The 21,315-nt window shown below is 73.2% G+C and carries 16 protein-coding genes and 1 pseudogene; 10 read left to right on the forward strand and 7 right to left on the reverse strand.

Annotated features, from left to right (window positions below; genetic code table 11):
* Positions 1 to 136 precede the first annotated feature (136 nt).
* The 3 genes from rny to recA all read right to left on the reverse strand — a co-directional run bounded on the left by rny (position 137) and on the right by recA (position 4,082).
* Entirely contained in the window at positions 137 to 1,696 is a 1,560-nt protein-coding gene (gene rny / locus ACFQ11_RS05735; RefSeq protein ID WP_378296837.1) for a ribonuclease Y, read from the reverse strand.
* Positions 1,697 to 2,224: 528 nt separating this feature from the next.
* Positions 2,225 to 2,830, reverse strand: coding sequence for a recombination regulator RecX (recX, locus tag ACFQ11_RS05740; RefSeq protein WP_378296783.1), 606 nt, complete (start codon positions 2,828 to 2,830; stop codon positions 2,225 to 2,227).
* A 133-nt stretch (positions 2,831 to 2,963) separates the two neighbouring features.
* Entirely contained in the window at positions 2,964 to 4,082 is a 1,119-nt protein-coding gene (gene recA / locus ACFQ11_RS05745) for a recombinase RecA (RefSeq protein WP_378296784.1), read from the reverse strand.
* Between the two features lie 244 nt (positions 4,083 to 4,326).
* Between recA and ACFQ11_RS05750 the strand changes: the two genes are divergently transcribed.
* From ACFQ11_RS05750 to ACFQ11_RS05760, 3 genes are all read left to right on the forward strand, one after another.
* Entirely contained in the window at positions 4,327 to 5,196 is an 870-nt protein-coding gene (locus ACFQ11_RS05750; protein ID WP_378296785.1) for an ATP-grasp domain-containing protein, read from the forward strand.
* Positions 5,197 to 5,285: 89 nt separating this feature from the next.
* Positions 5,286 to 5,639 carry a hypothetical protein gene (locus tag ACFQ11_RS05755; RefSeq protein WP_378296786.1) on the forward strand — a complete coding sequence of 118 codons (354 nt, stop codon included), beginning with the start codon at positions 5,286 to 5,288 and terminating at the stop codon, positions 5,637 to 5,639.
* Positions 5,640 to 5,643: 4 nt separating this feature from the next.
* Positions 5,644 to 6,849 carry a glutathionylspermidine synthase family protein gene (locus tag ACFQ11_RS05760; RefSeq protein ID WP_378296787.1) on the forward strand — a complete coding sequence of 402 codons (1,206 nt, stop codon included), beginning with the start codon at positions 5,644 to 5,646 and terminating at the stop codon, positions 6,847 to 6,849.
* Positions 6,850 to 6,871: 22 nt separating this feature from the next.
* On the opposite strand, the gene ACFQ11_RS05765 is transcribed toward ACFQ11_RS05760, so the two are convergent.
* Positions 6,872 to 7,066, reverse strand: coding sequence for a DUF3046 domain-containing protein (locus ACFQ11_RS05765; protein WP_378296788.1), 195 nt, complete (start codon positions 7,064 to 7,066; stop codon positions 6,872 to 6,874).
* 10 nt (positions 7,067 to 7,076) lie between these two features.
* Entirely contained in the window at positions 7,077 to 8,366 is a 1,290-nt protein-coding gene (locus ACFQ11_RS05770; RefSeq protein WP_378296789.1) for an alpha/beta hydrolase fold domain-containing protein, read from the reverse strand.
* Between the two features lie 113 nt (positions 8,367 to 8,479).
* On the opposite strand from ACFQ11_RS05770, the gene ACFQ11_RS05775 reads away from it, so the two are divergent.
* Positions 8,480 to 13,060: an ATP-dependent helicase gene (locus ACFQ11_RS05775; RefSeq protein WP_378296790.1), complete on the forward strand. Its 4,581-nt coding sequence runs from the start codon at positions 8,480 to 8,482 to the stop codon at positions 13,058 to 13,060.
* 83 nt (positions 13,061 to 13,143) lie between these two features.
* Here ACFQ11_RS05775 and ACFQ11_RS05780 read toward each other — a convergent pair.
* Positions 13,144 to 13,929: pseudogene (locus tag ACFQ11_RS05780) on the reverse strand (DMT family transporter); the annotation flags it as partial.
* A gap of 93 nt (positions 13,930 to 14,022) precedes the next feature.
* Here ACFQ11_RS05780 and ACFQ11_RS05785 point away from each other — a divergent pair.
* Complete coding sequence (locus ACFQ11_RS05785; RefSeq protein WP_378296791.1) at positions 14,023 to 14,625, forward strand: TetR/AcrR family transcriptional regulator; 603 nt, start codon at positions 14,023 to 14,025, stop codon at positions 14,623 to 14,625.
* Positions 14,626 to 14,735: 110 nt separating this feature from the next.
* A complete protein-coding gene (locus ACFQ11_RS05790) occupies positions 14,736 to 14,873 on the forward strand; it encodes a hypothetical protein (RefSeq protein ID WP_378296792.1) in 138 nt (45 codons plus the stop codon).
* Positions 14,874 to 14,976: 103 nt separating this feature from the next.
* Here the strand turns inward: ACFQ11_RS05790 and ACFQ11_RS05795 are convergent, their stop codons facing one another.
* Entirely contained in the window at positions 14,977 to 16,197 is a 1,221-nt protein-coding gene (locus tag ACFQ11_RS05795; RefSeq protein ID WP_378296793.1) for an ROK family transcriptional regulator, read from the reverse strand.
* Positions 16,198 to 16,449: 252 nt separating this feature from the next.
* Between ACFQ11_RS05795 and ACFQ11_RS05800 the strand changes: the two genes are divergently transcribed.
* From ACFQ11_RS05800 to ACFQ11_RS05815, 4 genes are all read left to right on the forward strand, one after another.
* Positions 16,450 to 17,697, forward strand: a complete 1,248-nt coding sequence (locus tag ACFQ11_RS05800; RefSeq protein ID WP_378296794.1) for an extracellular solute-binding protein — start codon at positions 16,450 to 16,452, stop codon at positions 17,695 to 17,697.
* A gap of 134 nt (positions 17,698 to 17,831) precedes the next feature.
* Positions 17,832 to 18,803, forward strand: coding sequence for a carbohydrate ABC transporter permease (locus ACFQ11_RS05805; RefSeq protein WP_378296795.1), 972 nt, complete (start codon positions 17,832 to 17,834; stop codon positions 18,801 to 18,803).
* A complete protein-coding gene (locus ACFQ11_RS05810; RefSeq protein WP_378296796.1) occupies positions 18,800 to 19,717 on the forward strand; it encodes a carbohydrate ABC transporter permease in 918 nt (305 codons plus the stop codon). Before ACFQ11_RS05805 ends, ACFQ11_RS05810 begins: the two co-directional genes overlap by 4 nt.
* The gene (locus ACFQ11_RS05815; RefSeq protein ID WP_378296797.1) at positions 19,714 to 21,195 is read left to right on the forward strand and encodes a glycoside hydrolase family 3 protein; all 1,482 of its coding nucleotides are present in this window, start codon (positions 19,714 to 19,716) and stop codon (positions 21,193 to 21,195) included. The genes ACFQ11_RS05810 and ACFQ11_RS05815 overlap by 4 nt, the downstream gene beginning before the upstream one ends.
* Positions 21,196 to 21,315: the final 120 nt, after the last annotated feature.

Consider the following 21,315-nt stretch of genomic DNA (forward strand, 5'->3'; position numbering starts at 1 on the left):
GACCCGGGAGGGCGGCACCGAGCCACCGGAGCCGCCGGTCGGGGACCCGGCGGCCGGGCGGCGGTAGCGGGCGCCTGCCCGGCCGGTGCCCGGGCCGGCGCGGACGCGCGGCGGGCCGCCGGGCCGGGAACCCGGGTCAGCGGGCGTACTCGGTCGCCCGCGACTCCCGCACGACCGTGACGCGGATCTGCCCCGGGTAGGTCAGCTCGTCCTCGACCTGCTTGGCGATGTCGCGGGCGATCACCTGCGCCTGGATGTCGTCGACCGAGTCCGGCTTGACCATCACCCGGACCTCCCGGCCCGCCTGCATCGCGAACACCTTCTCCACGCCCTCGTGCTTGTCGCGGGCGATCTCCTCGAGCCGCTCGAGCCGCTTCACGTACGCCTCCAGCGACTCCCGCCGCGCGCCCGGACGGCTGCCGCTGACGGCGTCCGCGGCCTGCGTCAGCACCGCCTCCACCGTCCGCACCTCGACCTCGTTGTGGTGCGCCTCGATCGCGTGCACCACGTCCTCGGGCTCGCCGTACCGGCGGGCGATCTCCGCACCGATCAGCGCGTGGCTGCCCTCGACCTCGTGGGTGAGCGCCTTGCCGATGTCGTGCAGCAGGGTGCCGCGCTTGGCGACGTCCACGGGCAGCCGCAGCTCGCTCGCCATGATCCCGGCGATGTGCGCCGACTCGATGAGGTGCTTGAGGACGTTCTGGCCGTAGGACGTCCGGTACCGCAGCCGGCCGAGCAGCGCGATCAGTTCCGGGTGCATGTCCGCGATGCCGACGTCGACGAGGGCGTCCTCACCGGCCCGCACGCACAGTTGCTCGACGTCCCGCTTGCTGCGCTCGTAGACCTCCTCGATGCGCTGCGGGTGGATCCGCCCGTCCAGGACGAGCTTCTCCAGCGTCAGCCGCCCGACCTCGCGGCGCACGGGGTCGAAGCAGCTCAGCAGGACGGCCTCGGGGGTGTCGTCGATGATGAGGTTCACGCCGGTGGTCGTCTCGAACGCCCGGATGTTGCGGCCCTCGCGGCCGATGATGCGGCCCTTCATCTCGTCGCCGGGCAGGTGCAGGACCGACACGACCGACTCGGCGGTCTGCTCGCTCGCGATCCGCTGGATCGCCAGCGTGACGATCTTGCGGGCGCGCTTCTCGCCCTCCTGCCGCGCCGAGTTCTCGATCTCCCGCGTGATCGGGATGGCCTCGCGCTTGGCCTGGTTCTCGATGGACGCGACCAGTTCCGCCTTGGCCTGCTCGGCGGTGAGCCCCGCCGCCCGCTCCAGGACCAGCCGCCGCTCCTCCTCGACGCCGTCCAGCTCCCGCCCGCGCTCCTCCAGGGCCCGCTCGGTGACGGTGAGCCGGCCCGACCACGTCTCCAGCCGCCGCGCCTCGCCGTCCAGCCGCCGCTCCCGCTCGGCCAGCCGCGCCTCCCGGCGCTCGAGGTCCGCGCGGAGGGCGCGCAGCTCGTCCCGGACGGCCACGGCCTCCCGCTCGGCCGCCGCGCGGGACTCCGACTCGAGGCGCCGCGCCTCGCCCTCGGCCCGGTCGAGGAGTTCGCGGCCCTCCCGCTCGGCCTTCGCCCGGACCTCGTCGGCCTCGCTCCGCGCGAGCGCCAGCTCGGCGGCCGCCTTCCCCGACGCACCGGGGCGCCACAGGATCACGATGACGAGAGCGACCAGGGTCACCAGCAGCGCTGCACCCAGCAGGACGCTCTCCATGAGGCAGATCCTTCCTCGCCGTCGGGTCCCGTCCGGAGTTCGGAACCCTGCCTAGCGAGGATTTACTCGCGCCCTGCGGACGGCCTTGCGGACGGCCGGGGACACGGCGACGCCATCACCGGGCCGCGCCGCGCGCGTCCCGGAGATCCGGCCGAGTCCAGATCGGCGAACGTGTCCCTGGTGCCTCTCAGCTGCTCGAACGTGTTCGGTCCTATGGCAATCCGCGCTATGCGGAGTAACTCCTCACTGCCGTAACGGTAAGCGGCATGGAGGTAATGAGCAAGCAAACACGGGGCATTCCGGACTAACCCCGCGCGGACGTGACGCCTTCCTTACCCACCCGTCTCCCGCATCGCCGCAGGCAGCGCCGCCGCGGGCGCCGCCCGTCCGGCCGGGGCCGCCCCAGCGGGAAAGCCGAATCGCCCTCGGATTCCGCTCCGCCACCGCGGCATTACGGTCACGACCGCCCCACTCCTCCCCTGCCCGAAACCCCGCCTCCAGAGGGCGGCGGGACGGTCAGTCGAGGGGGATGTCGTCGGGATCGCCGTCGGGCTGGTCGTCGGGCTGGTCGTCGATGTCGGCCCCCTCGGCGGCGAGGGCGTCCTTGACGACTCGGTAGGCGAGGCCGGGCGGGTAGCCCTTGCGGGCGAGCATGCCGACGAGGCGGCGCATCCGCTTGGCGGGGTCGACGCCGCGGGTGGCGGGAAGGCGGCGGGCGACGAGGGCGCGGGCGGTCTCCTCCTCCCGACCCGGGTCGAGGCTCTCGACCGCGTCGCTGACGGTCTCGTCGGCGACGCCGCGGCGGCGCAGCTCGGCGGCGAGGGCGCGCTTGGCGAGGCCGCGCCCGGCGTGCCGGGACTGCACCCACGCCTGGGCGAACGCCTCGTCGTCGATGAGCCCGACGTCGGTGAACCGGGACAGGACGCGCTCGGCGACGTCGTCCGGGATCTCCTTGCGGCGGAGGGCGTCGGCGAGCTGGGCGCGGGTCCGCGGGGACCCGGTCAGCAGCCGCAGGCAGATGTCGCGGGCCCGGGCCTCCGGGTCCCGCTCCCGGCCGACCGGACGGGACGGGGCCGCGCCGTCCGGGTCGCCGGTCGGGTCGCCGTTCGGGTCGCCGGTCATGCCGCGGGAGCGGCGGCGCCATCGGGGAAGGTCCGTGCACCGGCGCGCCGGTGCCGGAGCAGGCGCCGCCGCCCTACATACGAGATCATCGCCTACTCATCGTCAGGAGTCACCCATATCGCGGGATTCGCCGTCAGGATTCACCGGCCTTGGCCTTGGCGGTCTTCTTGGCGGCCGGCGCCTTGACGGGCGCGGCGGCGGGAGCCGGGGGCGCCGCGGCGGCGTCCGCCGGGGCGGGCTCGGCCTCCTTGTCGACCTTCGGGCCGATGCCGAGCTTCTCCTTGATCTTCTTCTCGATCCCGTCGGCCATGTCGGGGTTGGCCTTGAGGAAGTTGCGGGCGTTCTCCTTGCCCTGGCCGAGCTGGTCGCCGTCGTAGGTGTACCAGGCGCCGGACTTGCGGACGAACCCGTGCTCGACGCCGAGGTCGATCAGGCCGCCCTCGCGGCTGATGCCCTGGCCGTACAGCAGGTCGAAGTCGGCGACGCGGAAGGGCGGGGCCATCTTGTTCTTGACGACCTTGACCCGGACGCGGTTGCCGACGGCCTCGGTGCCGTCCTTGAGCGTCTCGATGCGGCGCACGTCCAGCCGGACGGACGCGTAGAACTTCAGCGCCCGGCCGCCGGTCGTGGTCTCCGGGGAGCCGAACATGACGCCGACCTTCTCGCGGAGCTGGTTGATGAAGATCGCCGTGGTCTTGGTCTGGTTGATCGCGCCGGTGAGCTTGCGCAGCGCCTGCGACATCAGGCGGGCCTGGAGGCCGACGTGGCTGTCGCCCATCTCGCCCTCGATCTCGGCGCGCGGGACGAGCGCCGCGACGGAGTCGATGACGACGATGTCGATCGCGCCGGAGCGGATCAGCATGTCGGTGATCTCGAGGGCCTGCTCGCCGGTGTCGGGCTGGGAGACCAGCAGGGCGTCGATGTCGACGCCGAGGTTCTTGGCGTACTCGGGGTCGAGGGCGTGCTCGGCGTCCACGAACGCGGCGATGCCGCCCTTCTTCTGGACGCTGGCCACGGCGTGCAGCGCGATCGAGGTCTTGCCGGAGCCCTCCGGCCCGTAGACCTCGACGACGCGGCCCCGGGGCAGCCCGCCGATGCCGAGCGCGATGTCGAGGGAGATCGCCCCGGTCGGGATGATCTCGACGGGGGCCCGGGCCTCCTCGCCCATCCGCATGACCGAGCCCTTGCCGAACTGCCGCTCGATCTGCGCGAGGGCGGTCTCGAGAGCCTTCTCCCTGTCGTTCGCTGCCATGAGATGTCCTTATTCGTCGTGACTGTCGGCTCTCGGGCCGCTGGTTGCGATGTCGAGGGCGACGTTACGGCGGGCCACCGACATTTTCGACCGCCCGGCGCGACTGTGGACGACGGCGCGGGCGGGACCAGCTTACCGAACACTCGTTCGATCATCGTCCGGTGCGCCGTTTCGGACGGAATCTCCGTGCGCGCCCGGGCCGCGTCCCCGTACGCTGGCTGCGTCCACGGAGGGGTATCCCATCATGACGCTGACCGTCCTCTTCTGCGTCGATCCGCTGCACCCCCGGCGCGTTGACCCCCACTTCGCCCGCGAGGCCGCGGCCGTGCGGGACCACTACGGCGAGATCGCCCTGATCGACCACGACGCCCTCCGGCGCGGTGACGCGGGCGAGGCGGTGCGCCGGGTGCCGGAGGGCCTGGGCGCCGTCTGGTACCGGGGCTGGATGCTGGCGGCGGGCGAGTACGCGGCGCTGGCGTCCGCGCTGAAGGCGCGCGGGGCGGCGCTGCTGGCGCACCCGGACGACTACCGCCGCGCCCACGAGCTGCCCGGCTGGCACGACACGTTCGCCGGGCTGACGCCGCACAGCGTGTGGCGTCCGGTGCCGCCGGGCGGCGACCCCGGCGGGGCGGGCGAGCTGGCGGAGCTGGTGCGGCCGCTGAGCCCGGGGCCGGGCGTCGTGAAGGACTACGTGAAGTCGTGCAAGCACGAGTGGGACGAGGCGTGCTTCGTGCCCGACGTGCACAACGCCGCCCGGCTCCGCGACGTCGCCGCGAAGATGATCGCCCTGCGCGGCGACTTCCTCGAGGGCGGGCTGGTGGTCCGCGAGTTCGAGGAGTACACCGGCGCGGGCGAGGCCCGCGTGTGGTGGGTGGACGGCGAGCCGGTCCTGGTGGGGCCGCATCCCGACAGCCCCGAGGTGGAGCCTCTCCCGGACGTGACCGACGTGGCGCCCGCCGTGCGGGCGCTCGGCTGCCGGTTCATCACCACCGACCTGGCGCACCGGTCGGACGGCCGGTGGCGGGTGGTGGAGGTCGGCGACGGCCAGGTCAGCGATCTGCCGTCCACGGTGGACGCGATGGATCTGTTCGCCCATCTCCCGGTGCCCGATTAGTCCTTTGTTCCGTTCCAGCGGGAACCGGGCGCCGTTTCGCCGCGTCTCAATCCTTCAAAACCCCTCCGCGCCGAAGGGATGTGCTCTCCATGCCGCCTCAGGAGCCCGCCCGCCGGCTCAGGTCCCGTGCCGTGAAGGTCGGGATGGTGAGCGCACTGTCGGTGACCCTGGTCGCCTGCGGGTCGAAGTCGACGGTCGCGCGCTGCGTCGAGCGCGACGATCCGGGCGGCCGCAAGGTGGTGTCCGACTCGTTCTGCGACCCCGACGACATCGACGACGGCGGCTCGTACGGCCAGTACTACTGGTACTACGGCGGGAGCGTCCGGAACGGCTACGTGTCGGGCGGCTCGTCCGTCCGCCCGAAGGGCACGATCAAGTCCCGGAGCGGGACGACGCTGAGCCGGGGCGGATTCGGGGGCCGCGGCGGCGGGGGCGGGGGCTGATCCGATGCGCCGCATGCGTTCGACGCCGCGGGACGGCTGGGCCGAGAAGGTCGAGTCGCACGGGCTGGCGTTCCACCGGACCGCGCACCCCGAGCATCTGAGCCGTCCCTACTGGGACGAGTCGGTGCACTACGTCTTCGACCTGGACGAGGTCCTCGAGCTGGAGCGGGTCGTCGAGGAACTGCACGACATGTGCCTGCAGGTGGTCGAGCACGTGGTGTCCACCGGCCGGTACCACGTGCTCGGCATACCCGAGTGGGTCGCGCCGCTGATCGAGGCGTCGTGGCGGCGCGGCGACCCGCACCTGTACGGGCGGTTCGACCTGCGTTACGACGGCGACGGCCCCGCGAAGCTGCTGGAGTACAACGCCGACACCCCGACCGCGCTCGTCGAGAGCTCGGTCGTCCAGTGGTTCTGGCTGCAGGACGTCTATCCGGACGACGACCAGTGGAACTCGATCCACGAGCGCCTGGTCGCGCGCTGGAAGGACATCGCGCCGAGCGTGGACGGGGACCTGGCGCACTTCGCGTGGACGACCGACGACGAGAGCGGCGAGGAGGTCATGACGATCGCCTACATGCAGGAGACCGCCGAGGAGGCGGGGCTTCCGGGCACGGCGATCGCCATGGAGGACGTCGGGTGGGACGCGGCGCGCCGCCGGTTCGTCGATCTGCAGGAGCGGGAGATCCGGACGCTCTGCAAGCTGTACCCGTGGGAGTGGATCGTCGCGGAGCCGTTCGGCCGCAACATCCGGTTCGCGTCCACGTCCTGGATCGAGCCCATCTGGAAGATGGTGCTGTCGAACAAGGCGCTTCTGGTGCTGCTGTGGGAGCTCTTCCCGGATCACCCGAACCTGCTGCCGACGTATCTGAACACCCCGTCGAACCTCACGTCCTACGTGCAGAAGCCGCTGCTGGGCCGGGAGGGCGCCAGCATGCGGATCGTGACGCCGGACGGCGGCGAGCAGCGCACGCAGGGCGAGTACGGCGCGGAGGGGTTCGTCTTCCAGGAGTTCTGCGCGCTGCCTGACTTCGACGGCGAGCATCCGGTGCTGGGCGCGTGGGTCGTCCATGACGGGGCGGCGGGCATCGGCATCCGGGAGACATCGGGGCTCATCACCGACGACACGTCGTCGTTCGTCCCGCATCGGGTCGTTGGGCCGGCGAAGACGTCCCTGGTGAAGGAGAGGACGTCCCTGCTGAAGCCGTGAGGGCCTGCTGAAGCCCGAGTGGTCATCGAAGCCGTGAGGGGACGTCGAACGTGGCGACGACGGCCTGCCAGACCCTCTTCGCGGACTCGCCGTCGGCGAGCGCCTGCTCGATGGTGCGGCCGCCCAGGTCGGCGATGACGTAATCCTTGGCGACGCTGTCGGCGTAGCCCTTGCCGAACTGTTCGTTCATCCGTTCCCAGAAAACCGTGAGCCGCACGTCTCCCACGCTATCCGACGGGTCCGTCCTGCGCGGACCGGTCGAGGGAGTCGGCGACCTCGCCGGGGACGGCCGGTCCCGTGCCCCGCCGGTACTGGCGGTGCAGGCCGGTGAGGTACCGCTCGACGCCTTCGACGACGCGGGCGGTCCGGTAGGAGGGGAACACGTCGAACGCGTGCTGGCCGCCTTTCATCTCCGCGTACAGGACGGGCGCGCGGGACGTCGCGCGGAGCTGTTCGACGAACCGGCGGGCCTCGGGGACGGGGATGAGCGAGTCGTGGCTGCCGTGGACGACGAAGAAGGGCGGCGCGTCCTCGCGGACGTGGGTGACCGGCGACGCCTTCGCGTACGCGTCGCGGTTCTCGGCGAACGGCAGTTTCACGACCCACCGTTCCACGAGCCTGGTGGAGCCGAATGGGACGGGCCAGGGGCCGGGCTCGCAGAAGTCGTACACGCCGTAGAAGGGGACGGCGCCCTGGACGGACGTGTCCGCGTCCTCGAAGCCGGGCTGGAAGTCGGGGTCGTTCGCGGTGAGCGCGACCATCGCGGTGAGGTGGCCCCCGGCGGAACCGCCGGTCACGCAGAGGAAGTCGGGGTCTGCGCCGTATTCCGCCGCGTGCTCGCGGTACCAGGCAAGGAACCGTTTCAGGTCGATGAGGTGGTCGGGCCAGGTGGCGCGGGGGCTGAGCCGGTAGTTGACGTTGAAACCCACCCAGCCTTGGACGGCCATGTGGTTGAGCAGGGGCAGACCTTGCTCGCGCTTGTCGCCGATGATCCATCCTCCGCCGTGGATCTGCATGAGTCCTGGGCGCAGCTCTCCCTCGGCGGGTTCGGCGGACGGCCGGTACACGTCGAGCTTCAGGCGGAGCCGTCCGTCCTCGTGGAACGTGACGTTGCGCTGCACCCGCACTCCCCTGCGCGGGATGAGGCACAGCGGCGGGACGACCAGGTGGGAGCGCGGGTAGCGGGGCGCGGGCCCGGGGTCGAGCTCGAACGGGACGCCGCACTCCCGGAGGGTGACGGTGGTCCGGCGGGCGGCGGCGATGGTCGCGGCGAGCCCGGCGGCCCCGGCGGCGCCGAGGACGAGGCCCGCCCGGCCGGCCCAGCCGTCCAGGCCGCCGTTCCAGGCGGTGAGGACGAGCGCGGCGGCCTCGGCGGCGAGCAGGTGCGGCGCGAGCTCGATCGTCCACCAGCCCGCGAAGAAGCTCGGCGCGAGCAGCACCGGGTGCCTGCTCGGCCGGTGCGCGTTGACGGCGAGCAGGGCGAACAGGATCCCGAGTGCCAGGAGGACGTGGGTCATGGCGGCTCCCTGGGGGCGGTCGCCGTCCACCATGCCCTTACAAGCGCTTGCTTACAATGTGACGCGCGCCACCCGCGTCCCGTTCTGTCGTACCCGCGAGGCAAGATGGCGGCATGGGCGGTGACGTGCTCGAACGCTTCTCCCCGGCGACCCGTGAGTGGTTCGCGGGGGCGTTCGCGGCGCCCACCGCCGCCCAGGCCGGCGCGTGGAACTCCATTTCCGGCGGCGACAACACGCTCGTCGTGGCGCCGACCGGGTCCGGCAAGACGCTCGCGGCGTTCCTGTGGTCGCTCGACCGGCTCGCCGCCGGTCCCCCGCCGGACGCCGACCCGCTGCGCCGCTGCCGCGTCCTGTACGTCTCGCCGCTGAAGGCCCTGGCCGTGGACGTCGAGCGGAACCTGCGGGCCCCGCTGACCGGCATCCGGCACGCCGCGCGCCGCCTCGGCCTCCCGGAACCGGACGCCCGGGTCGGCATGCGGTCGGGCGACACCCCGGCCGACGAGCGGCGGCGGCTGGCCGCGAAGCCGCCCGACATCCTCATCACCACGCCCGAGTCGCTGTTCCTGCTGCTCACCTCGCAGGCGCGCGAGTCGCTGCGCGGCGTCGAGACCGTGATCGTCGACGAGGTGCACGCGGTGGCGGGCACCAAGCGCGGCGCCCACCTGGCGCTGTCGCTGGAACGCCTGGACGCGCTGCTGGAGCGGCCCGCGCAGCGGATCGGGCTCTCGGCGACCGTCCGCCCGGCGGACGAGATCGCGGCGTTCCTCGGCGGCACGCGGCCCGCCCGGGTCGTGCAGCCCCCGTCCGACAAGGTCTTCGACCTCGACATCGTCGTCCCCGTCGAGGACATGGGCGAGGTCGGGCGGTTCGTGGACGACTCGGGCGCGGCGGACCCGCGGCAGCGCAGCATCTGGCCGCACGTGGAGGACCGCCTCCTCGACCTGATCGAGGCGCCCCGCTCGACGCTCGTCTTCGCCAACTCGCGGCGGCTCGCCGAACGGCTCTGCGGGCGGCTCAACGAGCTGGCCTACGAGCGCGCGACCGGCGAGGCGCTCCCGGAGAACCACTCCCCCGCCGAGGCGATGGCGCAGGCCGGGGCGGCGAAGGGCGCCCCCGGCGAGATCGCCCGCGCGCACCACGGGTCGGTGTCCAAGGAGGAGCGCGCCGCGATCGAGAACGCGCTGAAGGAGGGCCGGCTGCCCGCGGTCGTGGCGACGTCCAGCCTGGAGCTGGGCATCGACATGGGCTCGGTCGACCTGGTCGTCCAGGTGGAGTCGCCGCCGTCGGTGGCGAACGGGCTGCAGCGCGTCGGGCGGGCCGGGCACCGGGTCGGCGCGGTGTCCAAGGGCGTGATCTTCCCGAAGTACCGCGGCGACCTGGTGCAGACGGCCGTGGTGGCCGAGCGGATGCGCGGCGGCGAGATCGAGGAGCTGCGGTACCCGCGCAACCCCCTGGACGTCCTGGCGCAGCAGATCGTCGCGATGACGGCGATGGACGAGTGGCCGGTCGACGACCTGGAGGCGCTGGTCAAGCGGGCCGCCCCGTACGCGACGCTGCCGCGCTCGGCGCTGGAGGCGACCCTCGACATGCTCGCGGGCCGCTACCCGGGCGACGAGTTCGGCGAGCTGCGGCCCCGCCTCGTGTGGGACCGGGTGAACGGCACGCTCAACGCCCGTCCGGGCGCGCAGCGGCTCGCGGTGACCAGCGGCGGCACCATCCCGGACCGCGGCCTGTTCGGCGTGTTCCTCGTCGGCGAGAAGGCGTCGCGCGTCGGCGAGCTGGACGAGGAGATGGTCTACGAGTCGCGGGTCGGCGACGTGTTCGTGCTCGGCGCCAGCTCGTGGCGCATCGAGGACATCACGCCCGACCGCGTGCTGGTGTCGCCCGCGCCGGGGCAGCCGGGCAAGCTGCCGTTCTGGCACGGCGACGCGCTCGGCCGCCCGGCGGAGCTGGGCCGGGCGCTCGGCTCGTTCACCCGCGAGCTGTCCGGGCTGGACGAGGACGACGCGCGCGGGCGGGCGTCGTCCGCCGGGCTGGACGGGCTCGCCGCCGCGAACCTCGTGTCGTACCTGGCGGAGCAGCGGGAGTCGACCGGGCACGTGCCCGACGACCGGACGATGGTCGTGGAGCGGTTCCGCGACGAGCTGGGCGACTGGCGGATGGTGGTGCATTCGCCGCTGGGCGCGCGCGTCCACGCGCCGTGGGCGCTCGCCATCGCGGGGCGGCTGCGCGAACGGTACGGCGTCGACGCGCAGGCCATGCACGCCGACGACGGCATCGTCATCCGCGTCCCCGACATGGAGGAACCGCCCGGCCTGGACGTCGCCGTGTTCGACCCGGACGACGTCGAGCGGATCGTCGTCGACGAGCTCGGCGGGTCCGCGCTGTTCGCGGCCAGGTTCCGGGAGTGCGCGGCGCGCTCGCTGCTGCTGCCGCGCAACCGCCCGGGCAAGCGGATGCCGCTGTGGCAGCAGCGGCAGCGGGCGGCGCAGCTCCTGGCGGTCGCGAGCAAGTACCCGTCGTTCCCGATCGTCCTGGAGACGATGCGGGAGTGCCTGCAGGACGTGTTCGACGTCCCCGGGTTCGTCCAGCTCATGCGGGACGTGTCGGGGCGCCGCGTCCGGCTCGTCGAGGTGGAGACGCCCCAGCCGTCCCCCTACGCGCGTTCCCTCCTGTTCCACTACGTCGGCGCGTTCATGTACGAGGGCGACTCGCCGCTCGCGGAGCGCCGCGCGCAGGCGCTCGCGCTCGACACCTCGCTGCTGGCGGAGCTGCTGGGCCAGGCCGACCTGCGGGAGCTGCTCGACCCGGAGGTCGTCGCCGACACCGAACGCGAGCTGCAGCGGCTCGCCGGGGACCGGCGCGCCCGCGACCTGGAGGGCGTCGCCGACCTGCTGCGCGCCCTCGGCCCGCTGACGACGGCCGAGGTCGCCGACCGCTCCCTCGGGACGGAGCCGGCGCACTGGCTCGCGGAACTGGAGGCGACCCGGCGGGCGATCCGGGTGCGCATCGCGGGCACCGAGCACTGGGCCGCGATCGAGGACGCCGGGCGGCTCCGCGACGCGCTGGGCGCGCCGCTGCCCGTCGGGCTCCCGGAGGCGTTCCTGGAACCGGTGGACGACCCGCTCGGCGATCTGGTCTCGCGGTACGCGCGGACGCACGGCCCGTTCCGGGCGGCCGCCGCCGCCACGCGGTTCGGGCTGGGCCCGGCCGTGGTCGTGGAGACGCTGCGGCGGCTGGCGGGCGCGGGCCGCGTCGCGGAGGGCGAGTTCCTGCCGGTCGAGGCGGTGTCCGGTCCGCTGACGAACGAGTGGTGCGACGCCGGGGTGCTGCGGACGCTGCGGCGCCGCTCCCTCGCGCGGCTGCGCGCGGAGGTCGAGCCGTCCCCGCCCGAGTCGCTCGGGCGGTTCCTGCCCGCGTGGCACGGCGTCACCGGCGGGTCGCGGCTGCGCGGCATCGACGCGCTGGCGCAGGCGATCGAGCAGTTGCAGGGCGCGGCCGTCCCGGCGTCCGCGCTGGAGACGCTCGTCCTGCCGTCGCGCGTCCCCGGCTACTCCCCCGCCATGCTGGACGAGCTGACGTCGGCGGGCGAGGTCGTCTGGGCCGGGCAGGGCGGGCTGCCGGGCGGCGACGGCTGGGTCGCGCTGTACCTGGCCGACACCGCGCCGCTGCTCATGCCGGAACCGGCCGAGATCACGATCACGCCGGTGCACGAGGCGGTGCTGGCGGCGCTCGGCGACGGCGGCGCGCTGTTCTTCCGCACGCTGTCGGACCGCGTGAACCGGGACGTCACCGCGGCCGACGCCGACCTGGTCACCGCCGTGTGGGACCTCGTGTGGGCGGGCGTCCTCACCAACGACACGCTGGCCCCGCTGCGGGCCGCGCTCGGGTCGGGGCGGCCGACGCACCGGTCGCGCACGGCGCGGCGCGGGCGTCCGGTGCTCCCGTCGCGGACCGGCCCGCCGACGGTCGGGGGCCGCTGGTGGCCGCTGCCGGAGCGGGAGGGCACCGCGACGCTGCGCTCCACCGCGCTGGCGGAGGCGCTGCTGGAGCGGTACGGCATCGTCATCCGGGGCGCGGTGGCGGCGGAGCGGACGCCCGGCGGGTTCGCCGGGGTGTACCCGGTGCTGCGCGCGTTCGAGGAGAGCGGACGGTGCCGCCGGGGCTACTTCGTCGAGGGCCTCGGCGCCGCGCAGTTCGCGCTGCCCGGCGCCGTGGACCGGCTCCGCGCGCTCCGCCCCGCCGCCGCCGCGCCGGACGACCTGTCCGCGCTGTGGGAGGCGCCCGCGTCCCGTCCGGGGGCGCGGCGGGAGGGGGCGGGCCGGGCGCTCGTCCTGGCCGCCGCCGATCCCGCGAACCCCTACGGCGCCGCCCTGCCGTGGCCGGCGCGCGCCGACGAGGCGATCAGCGGGCACAAGCCGGGCCGCAAGGCCGGGGCGCTGGTCGTGCTGGTCGAGGGCCGGCTGGTCCTCTACGTGGAGCGCGGCGGCCGCACGCTGCTGACCTGGGACGACGACTCCGGCGTCCTGCAGCCCGCGGTGGACGCGCTGGCCCTCGCCGTCCGGGAGGGCGCGCTCGGCAAGCTCACCGTGGAGCGCGCGGACGGCGCCGCGATCGCCGGGTCGCCGCTCGCCGCCGCGCTGGAGTCGGCGGGCTTCCATCCGACGCCGAAGGGCCTGCGGCTGCGCGCCTGACGGGCGTCCGGCGCCGCGCGCAGCGCGACGGCGACCGCGACGGCGCACACCAGCACGCCCAGCAGCGACAGCGGCGGGAGCGTGCTGCCGAACATCGCCCAGCCCCAGATCATGGTGGTGGGCGGTGTCAGGTAGAGCAGCGCGGACACCCGGGCGACGCCCGTCCTGCGGACGTTGATCCAGTACAGGCCGTATCCGCCGAACATCGCCAGGAGCACCAGCACCGCGATGGCCGCCCAGAAGCCCGGCTCCGCGGGCGGGACGAGCGCGCCGTCGGCGGCCGCGAGCCCGGAGAACAGCACGGCGCTCACGGCGGCCTGGACCGCCAGCGCCTCCATGATCCCCGCCTTCGGGCGGGTGCGGCGTTCGAGCAGGGTCGCGGCGACGAGGCTGAGCATCGCCCCGAACGGGAGCAGGTACGCCCAGGCGGGGACGCCGCCGCGCAGTTCGCCGCCGACCACCAGCCCGACTCCGGCGAGCCCGCCGACGAAACCGGCGAGCTGCCACCGGCCGATCGGCTCGCCGAGCAGCGGGGCGGCGAGGGCGACGGCGACGAGCGGCTGCAGGGCGGCGATCAGGCTGCTGACGCCCGCGTCGACGCCCACCTGGGCGGCCTGGAAGACGCCGTAGAGATAGCCGACCTGCCCGAGCGTGCCGATGAGCGCGTGCAGGGCGAGTTCGCGCGCGGGTATGCGGGGGCGCCGCCATGCCGCCCACACGGCGAGCAGTGCCACCGCGACGATGAACCGCCAGGCGAGCAGGGTGCTCGCGGGCGCGCTCGCCGCGCCGAGTTCGGCGCCGATGAAGCCGGAGCTCCACAGGACGACGAAACCGGCGCCGAGCAGGGCGTCCGTGCGGCGCGGGGTCATCCGTTCCTCCCTAGGTATACATACCGGTATACCTACACACTACCCATACCGGTGGGTATACTCGTGGTGCACACCGACCGAAGGAGCCACACGATGCCCGCCACCGACACGGACCGTCCGCTGACCCCCGCCGCCCGCCGGGTCCTGGAGGTCGCGAGCGAGCTGTTCTACGAACGCGGCATCACGAGCGTCGGGATGGAACTCGTCGCCGCCGAGGCCGGGGTCACGAAGAAGACCGTCTACGACCGGTTCGGCTCGAAGGACGCGCTGGTCATGGCGTACCTGCGCGCCCGGGACGAGCGCTGGCGCGCGTTCATGGAAGAGCGGCTCGCGGCGGTCGCCGACCCGCGCGAGCGCGTGCTCGCCTCGTTCGACGCGCTCGGCGAGTGGCTCGCCGGCGGGTCGGGACGCGGCTGCTCGATGGTCAACGCGTGCGCCGAGCTGCCCGACGCGTCCCATCCCGTGCACGGGCTGGCCGCCGAGCAGAAGGCGTGGACCCGCGAGCTGTACGCCCGGCTCGTCCGGGCCCTCCCCGGGGAGGACGCCACCGGCACGCTCGCCGACCAGCTCGCGATCGTCCACGAGGGCGCGAACATCGCCCACAGCGTCGGCGGCGTGCGGGACGCGGCGGCGATCGCGCGCACCGCGGCCGACGCGATCCTTTCCCGCCGGACCCCGCCTACGCGGGAAGTCTGATTGCGGATTCCTCCTTGCGGCGGATACCCCGGGGCCCTTTCTCTGGGATGATGAAGGGGTACGGGGTTGCGGGGAGTCGGGGAAGGGCTCGCCGCGGAACGGGGAACAGCATGACACCTACCGCACGGTGGGCCGCCGCGCAGCGGCGCAAGCGCCAGATCATCAGCCAGACCGTCATCGACCGCGCGCTGAACGATCCGCGGCGCCACGACGAGGCGCCCGACGCGCCGTCCACCGCGGACAAGTAGCCGCACCGGGCCGCCGAAGCGGCGAAGCACGGAACGCCCCCGCCGGTCCGTCCGGCGGGGGCGTCGGCGCTTCCGGGGCGGTCCCGTCCCCTCGGTCCTCCGCTCAGTCCTCCGCGGGGGCGGAGAACACGTCGTCGCGGGCCTGCTCCAGGGCGGCGTGCACGGCGCCGCGCAGCACCGGGTCGCCCTCCACCTCGGTCACCGCGACCACCGGACTCGTCGGGCTGAGCCGGCCCACGGCCCGCTCGATGCGCGCGGCCAGCGGCGCCCCGCCCGCGTGCCCCAGATGCCCGGACAGGACGACCAGGCCCGGGTCCAGCACGATGTTGACCGAGGTGACGCCGTAGGAGATGCGGTCGGCCAGCTCGTCCAGGAACGCGCCGCCGCGGTCCTCGTCGGCCGCCGCGGCGCGCACGCACTCGACGGCGGTCGGCTCGGTGAGGCCGTGCGCGTGGGCCAGCGCGCGGACGGCGTCCGCGCCGACGAGCGAGCCGTACCCGCCGGCGAGGGCCGGGATCCCCCAGGTCGTCGACTCGGTGACGCCCTCGTCCCGCGGGCGGCGGGCCGCGCCGAGCGGGAGCGGCGCCCCGGGGACGGGCAGGTAGCCGATCTCCCCCGCGCCGCCGGACCGGCCGCGGATCAGCCGACCGCCCAGCATCACCGACAGGCCGATGCCGCGGTCGAACCACATGAGCGCGAAATCGTCCGCGTCGCGCGCGGCGCCGTACGCGCGCTCGGCCAGCGCGGCGAGGTTGACGTCGTTCTCGATCGTCACCGGGCGGCGCAGGTCGGTGCGCAGCGCCGCGAGGACGCCCTCGTGCCAGGACGGCAGGTCGAAGGAGAACCGGACGTCGCCGGAGCGGGGGTCGACGACGCCGGGGGTGCCGATGACGAACGCCTTCAGCCGTCCGACCGCGACCTTCGCCGACCGGCACGCCTTCACTACAGCACTATGTACGGTTTTGACCGGATCGTCCGCTCCGTTCGGATCGACGGTAACCTGGGCGACCATCCGGCCGGTGATGTCGGCGACGCCCGCGGTGACCCCGTCCGGGCCCACCTCGAGGCCCGCGACATAGGCGCTCGACGGCACCACGGCGTACAGGGCGGCGTTCGGGCCGCGCCCTCCGGCCTGCTCCCCGACCACCGCCACCAGCCCCCGCTCCTCGAGCCTGGACAGCAGTTGGGAGGCGGTGACCTTCGACAGCCCGGTGTGCTCGCCGATCTGCGCGCGGGTCAGCGGCCCCTGCTCCACGAGCAGGTCCAGCGCCGCGCGATCGTTCAGCTCACGCAGCAGCCGCGGCGTTCCCGGGCGTCTGGCCATCCTTGGCACCCCTCGATGTCTCAATCCGCTAACGGGCGGTTTTGTTTAGGAAAGTTTCTTGTTAGTTTACGCATGCGCCGATCGGCCCCTACCCGGGACCGGTGGACGCGCGCAGAGCGCCGAGCGGCGAGCAGGGCGCCCGCGAACCATGCGACTGCGAGCGGGGCATGACCGGACCTTAAAGGGTCCGGGTGCCCGGCTCACACCGCAGGCCACAAGGCCGCGCGAGGCGATGCCGGAAAGGATCCCCCAGTGAAGTACATCAAGATGGCGGCCGCGGCGGCCGCGATCGCCCTGGCCGCGTCGGCCTGCGGCGGCGACGGCGGCGACGGCGGGAGCGACAAGGCCCCGGCCGAACTCGAGGTCTGGATGATGGGCGAGGGCACGCCCGAGCAGACCAAGTTCCTGGACGACGTCGAGACCGAGTTCCGCAAGACCCACCCGGACACCGACGTCAAGATCAAGTACGTGCCGTGGCCGCAGGTCGCCACGCAGTTCCAGAAGGCCGCGGCGAGCGGCGAGGGCCCGGACGTCACCGAGCTCGGCAACACCGACGTCCAGTCCCACATCGAGCAGGGCAACCTCGCCGACATCACCGACCTGGTCGACGACTGGGCCGACGCCAAGACCCTGAACAAGACCGCGCTGGAGAACGACCAGTCCGGCGGCAAGACCTACGCGGTGCCGTGGTACGGCGGCGTCCGGGGCGTCTGGTACCGGACGGACTGGTTCGAGGAGCTGAAGATCGCTCCGCCCAAGAACTGGGCCGAGCTGTCCGACGCCGCGAAGAAGATCGAGTCGGAGAAGGACGTCCCCGGCATCGGCGTCGCGAGCGACCACACCAACGCGATCATCAGCTTCATCTGGGGCAACGGCGGCGAGGTCGCGGTCAAGGAGGGCGACAAGTGGGCCGGCAAGCTCGACCAGCCGCAGGCGATCGAGGCCGCCGGGTACTACGCGGGTCTCGACGACTCCGGTAAGTACGTCGGCAAGAACGAGCTGGAGGGCCCGCAGCGCGACTTCGCGCTCGGCAAGCTGGGCATGTACTTCGACGGGAGCTGGGCGCTGAAGCAGCTCAAGGAGATCGCGCCCGACAACGCCGACCAGTGGGCCGTCTTCCCGATCCCGGCCAAGACGGGCGGCAACGCCCCGGTCATGGCGGGCGGTTCGGACGTCGCCGTCTGGCGCGACACCGCGAACGAGAAGGTCTCCTTCGACTACATCAAGGTCCTGAACAACGCGAAGAACGCCAAGGCGTGGGCCGACTACAGCGGATTCTCGTCCATGCGCTCGGACGTGTCGTTCTCCGACCCCAAGCTCGCCGTCTTCACCGACATCGCCAAGAACACCAAGTTCCCGCCGATGACCGCCGGCTGGGCCGAGTTCGAGCAGGCCAAGAAGGTGCTGCCGAACACCCTGAAGGCGATCATGCAGGGCGGCGACGCCGCGGCGGAGATGAAGAAGGCCAACGAGCAGGCGAACACGCTGCTCAACCCGTGACACCGTGGCTCCCCGCCGCCGCGCGCCCGGCGCGGCGGCGGGGGGCCGCGATCCGGACGCGCCCGTCCGCGCGTGCGCGCGGGGGTCCCTCCGGAAGACACACGGCCGCCCGTCCCTCCTGAACGGAACCGACCATGCTCGACACCGCTCCCGCGGTGCGCAAACCGCCCGGCCGCAGATCCGCCGGCCGCACGCGCCCGCGCCGCCGGCCCCGCCTCGGGCCGTACCTGCTGATCGCGCCCACCGTGGTCGTGATCGCCCTGCTGATGTTCTGGCCGATGATCCAGATCGGGATCATGTCGTTCCAGAAGGTCGGCAACCGCCAGCTGCGCGGCGAGCCGGCCGAATCGGTCGGCCTCCAGAACTTCAAAGACGTCCTCGGAGACCCGTTCTTCTGGACTACCTTCCGGCACACGGTGCTGTTCGCCGTCGTGGCGGTGTCGCTCACCATGGTGATCGGGACCCTGGTGGGGCTCCTGCTCAACAAGCTCGGCAAGAAGATGTCGAACCTCGTCGCGGGCGGCGTGATGGTCGCCTGGGCGACCCCGCCGGTCACCGCGGCGATCATCTTCACCTGGCTGTTCGGCACGACCGGCGGCCTGGTCAACTGGACGCTGGACCTGCTCCCCGACTTCCTCGTCGGCGGCGACTGGCTCGGCTACAACTGGTTCTCCAAGCCGCTGCCCACCTACACCGTCCTCACGATCTGCGTGGTGTGGCAGGCGTGCCCGTTCGTGGCCGTGTCCGTGCTGGCCGGGCTCAAGAGCGTCCCGCGCGAACTGTACGAGGCCGCGCGCGTCGACGGCTCCGGCCCGTGGCGGACGTTCTGGAGCATCACCTACCCGATGCTCAAGCCGATCTTCCTGGTCGTGCTGGTCATGTCGATCATCTGGGACTTCAAGGTGTTCACCCAGCTGTTCATCATGGCCGGGATGGCCAACCGGGACGCCTTCAACCTCTCGCTGTACGCGTACTCGGAGGCGTTCGGCTCGATGAATCCGAAGCTCGGCGACGGGTCGGCGATCGCCCTGGTGCTCACGCTGATCCTGCTCGTCGTCACGGCCCTCTACGTGCGGGTCATGGTGCGTCAGGGGGAGACACGATGACCGCTTCGCTCAACGCCCCGGCCGTCCGGAAGCGCGGGGCCGCGGGGGCTCCCGCGCACGGCGGCAAGCCCGGCCGCAGGAAGCTCTTCTCGAAGATCACCTGGAACGGCATCGGCGTCGTGGTGTTCGTCCTGGCCGTCTTCCCCGTGTTCTGGATGGCGTCCACCGCGTTCAAGCCGAACGGGGACATCTTCAGCTCGACGCCGAAGCCGCTGCCGACCGACCCGACGCTGGAGCACTTCGACGTCATCGTCAACGGCTCGGTCGCCGAGGTGTCGTTCTGGAAGTACTTCTCCAACAGCGCGCTCCTCGCGCTCGGCACCGTCCTGGTGTCGGGGCTGCTGGCGCTGCTGGCCGCCACCGCCGTCGCGCGGTTCCGCTTCCGGTTCCGCACGACCTTCCTGGTGATGCTGCTGATCGTCCAGATGGTCCCGCTGGAGGCCCTGGTCATCCCGCTGTTCCTGGACCTCAAGCAGCTCAACATGCTGAACAGCATGTGGGGCCTGCTGGTCGTCTACATCGGGTTCGCGGTGCCGTTCGCGATCTGGATGCTGCGCGGCTTCGTCGCGGCGGTGCCGCGCGAGCTGGAGGAGGCCGCGGCCATCGACGGCGCCGGGCCGATCCGGACGTTCTTCACCGTCATGCTCCCGCTCGTCGCGCCCGGCCTGGTCGCGACCAGCATCTTCTCGTTCATCACCGCGTGGAACGAGTTCATCTTCGCTTTCACTTTCCTGGACGACCAGGACAAGTACACCCTGCCGATCATGCTGCAGTTCTTCTTCGGCCGCAGCGGCAACTCCTGGGGGCCCATCATGGCGGCGTCGACGCTGCTCACGATTCCCGTCATCATCTTTTTCCTGATCGTCCAGCGCCGCATGGTGACCGGGCTGACCGCCGGGGCGGTGAAGGGGTGACGACCGACGACATCGCCACCACCGGGGAGATCACCCGGCTCGCCCGCACGGCGCTGTCCCCGTCCTTCCCCGGGGCCACCGCGCCGGGCTGGCTGCTGGACGAGCTGGAGCGGGGACTCGGCGGGGTCACCCTGTTCGCCCTCACCGGCAACGTGCCGAGCCCCGAGTCGCTGGCCGCGCTCACCGAACGGATGCGGGGGGCCGGCGCCCCCCTGGTCAGCATCGACGAGGAGGGCGGCGACGTCACCCGGCTCGGCGGGCACGCCACCGGCAGCCCCTACCCGGGCAACGCCGCGCTCGGCGCCGTCGACGACCCGGAGCTGACCCGCCGGATCTACCGGTCGATGGGCGCCGAACTGGCCGAGGTCGGCGTCAACCTCAACTTCGCGCCGTCCGTGGACGTCAACACCGCCGACGACAACCCGGTGATCGGCACCCGCTCGTTCGGGTCCGACGCCGCGCTGGTCGCGCGGCACGCCGCCGCGGCCGTCGCCGGGACGCAGGAGGCGGGCGTCGCCGCGTGCGCCAAGCACTTCCCCGGGCACGGCGCGACCGTCGTCGACTCCCATCTGACGATCCCGCTCGTGGACGCCGACCTGGCGCTGCTGGACCGCCGCGAGCTGGTCCCGTTCCGGGCGGCGATCGACGCCGGCGCCCGCGCGGTGATGACCGGGCACCTCAACGTGCCGACGGTCACCGAGGGCCTGCCCGCCACGCTGTCCCACGCCGCGATCACCGGGCTGCTGCGCGAGCGGCTCGGCTACGGCGGCGTGATCGTCACCGACGCGCTCGACATGCGGGGGGCGAGCGGCGCGATCGGCATCCCCGAGGCGTCCGTGCGGGCCCTCATCGCGGGCGCCGACCTGCTGTGCCTCGGACCGAACGAGCACGCCGACACGCTGCGCGCGACGCTCGCGGCCGTCGAGGCGGCGGTGCGGGACGGGCGGCTGTCGCCGCACCGGCTGCAGGACGCCGCCGACCGCACCGACGCCCTCCGCCGGTGGCTCTCCGGCGAGGCCGCCGCGTCGCCCGACCGGGACGCCGGGCTGGAGGGCGCGCGCCGCGCCGTGCGGGTCACGGGAGCGCTCCCGGGATGGAACGGGACGCCGCCGCTGGTCGTCGAGGTCGAGTCGTCCGGCAACATCGCGGTCGGCCCGACGCCCTGGGGCCTGCACCCGTGGGCGCCCGACGCCGTCCGGACGGACGGGACGGACGGGGACGCGGACCGTGTCCTGGACCGTGCCAAGGGACGCGGCCTCGTCGTCGTCCTGCGGGACGCGCACCGGCACGCGGCCCAGCGGTCCCTGACGACCGCGCTGCTGACCGCGCGTCCCGACACCGTCGTCGTCGAGATGGGCCTGCCGGTCTGGCGGCCGGGTTCGGCCGTCTACCTGGCGACCTACGGCGCCGCCGCCGCCAACGCGCAGGCGGCCGCCGAACTGCTCGGGCTCGTCCCCGCCCCCGGCGGGACGGCCTGACCTGCCCCCTCGGGCGCCGGGCGCGGCTCCCGAGGGGCTCCACCCGTGGCGCGTCCGCCGGATGAACGGCCCGGTTCCGGCGGACGCGCCACGCCCGCGTTGCGCGGCGGGCGCGCGGCG

The organism is Actinomadura sediminis (genome assembly GCF_042675525.1).
GTDB lineage: Bacteria > Actinomycetota > Actinomycetes > Streptosporangiales > Streptosporangiaceae > Spirillospora > Spirillospora sediminis.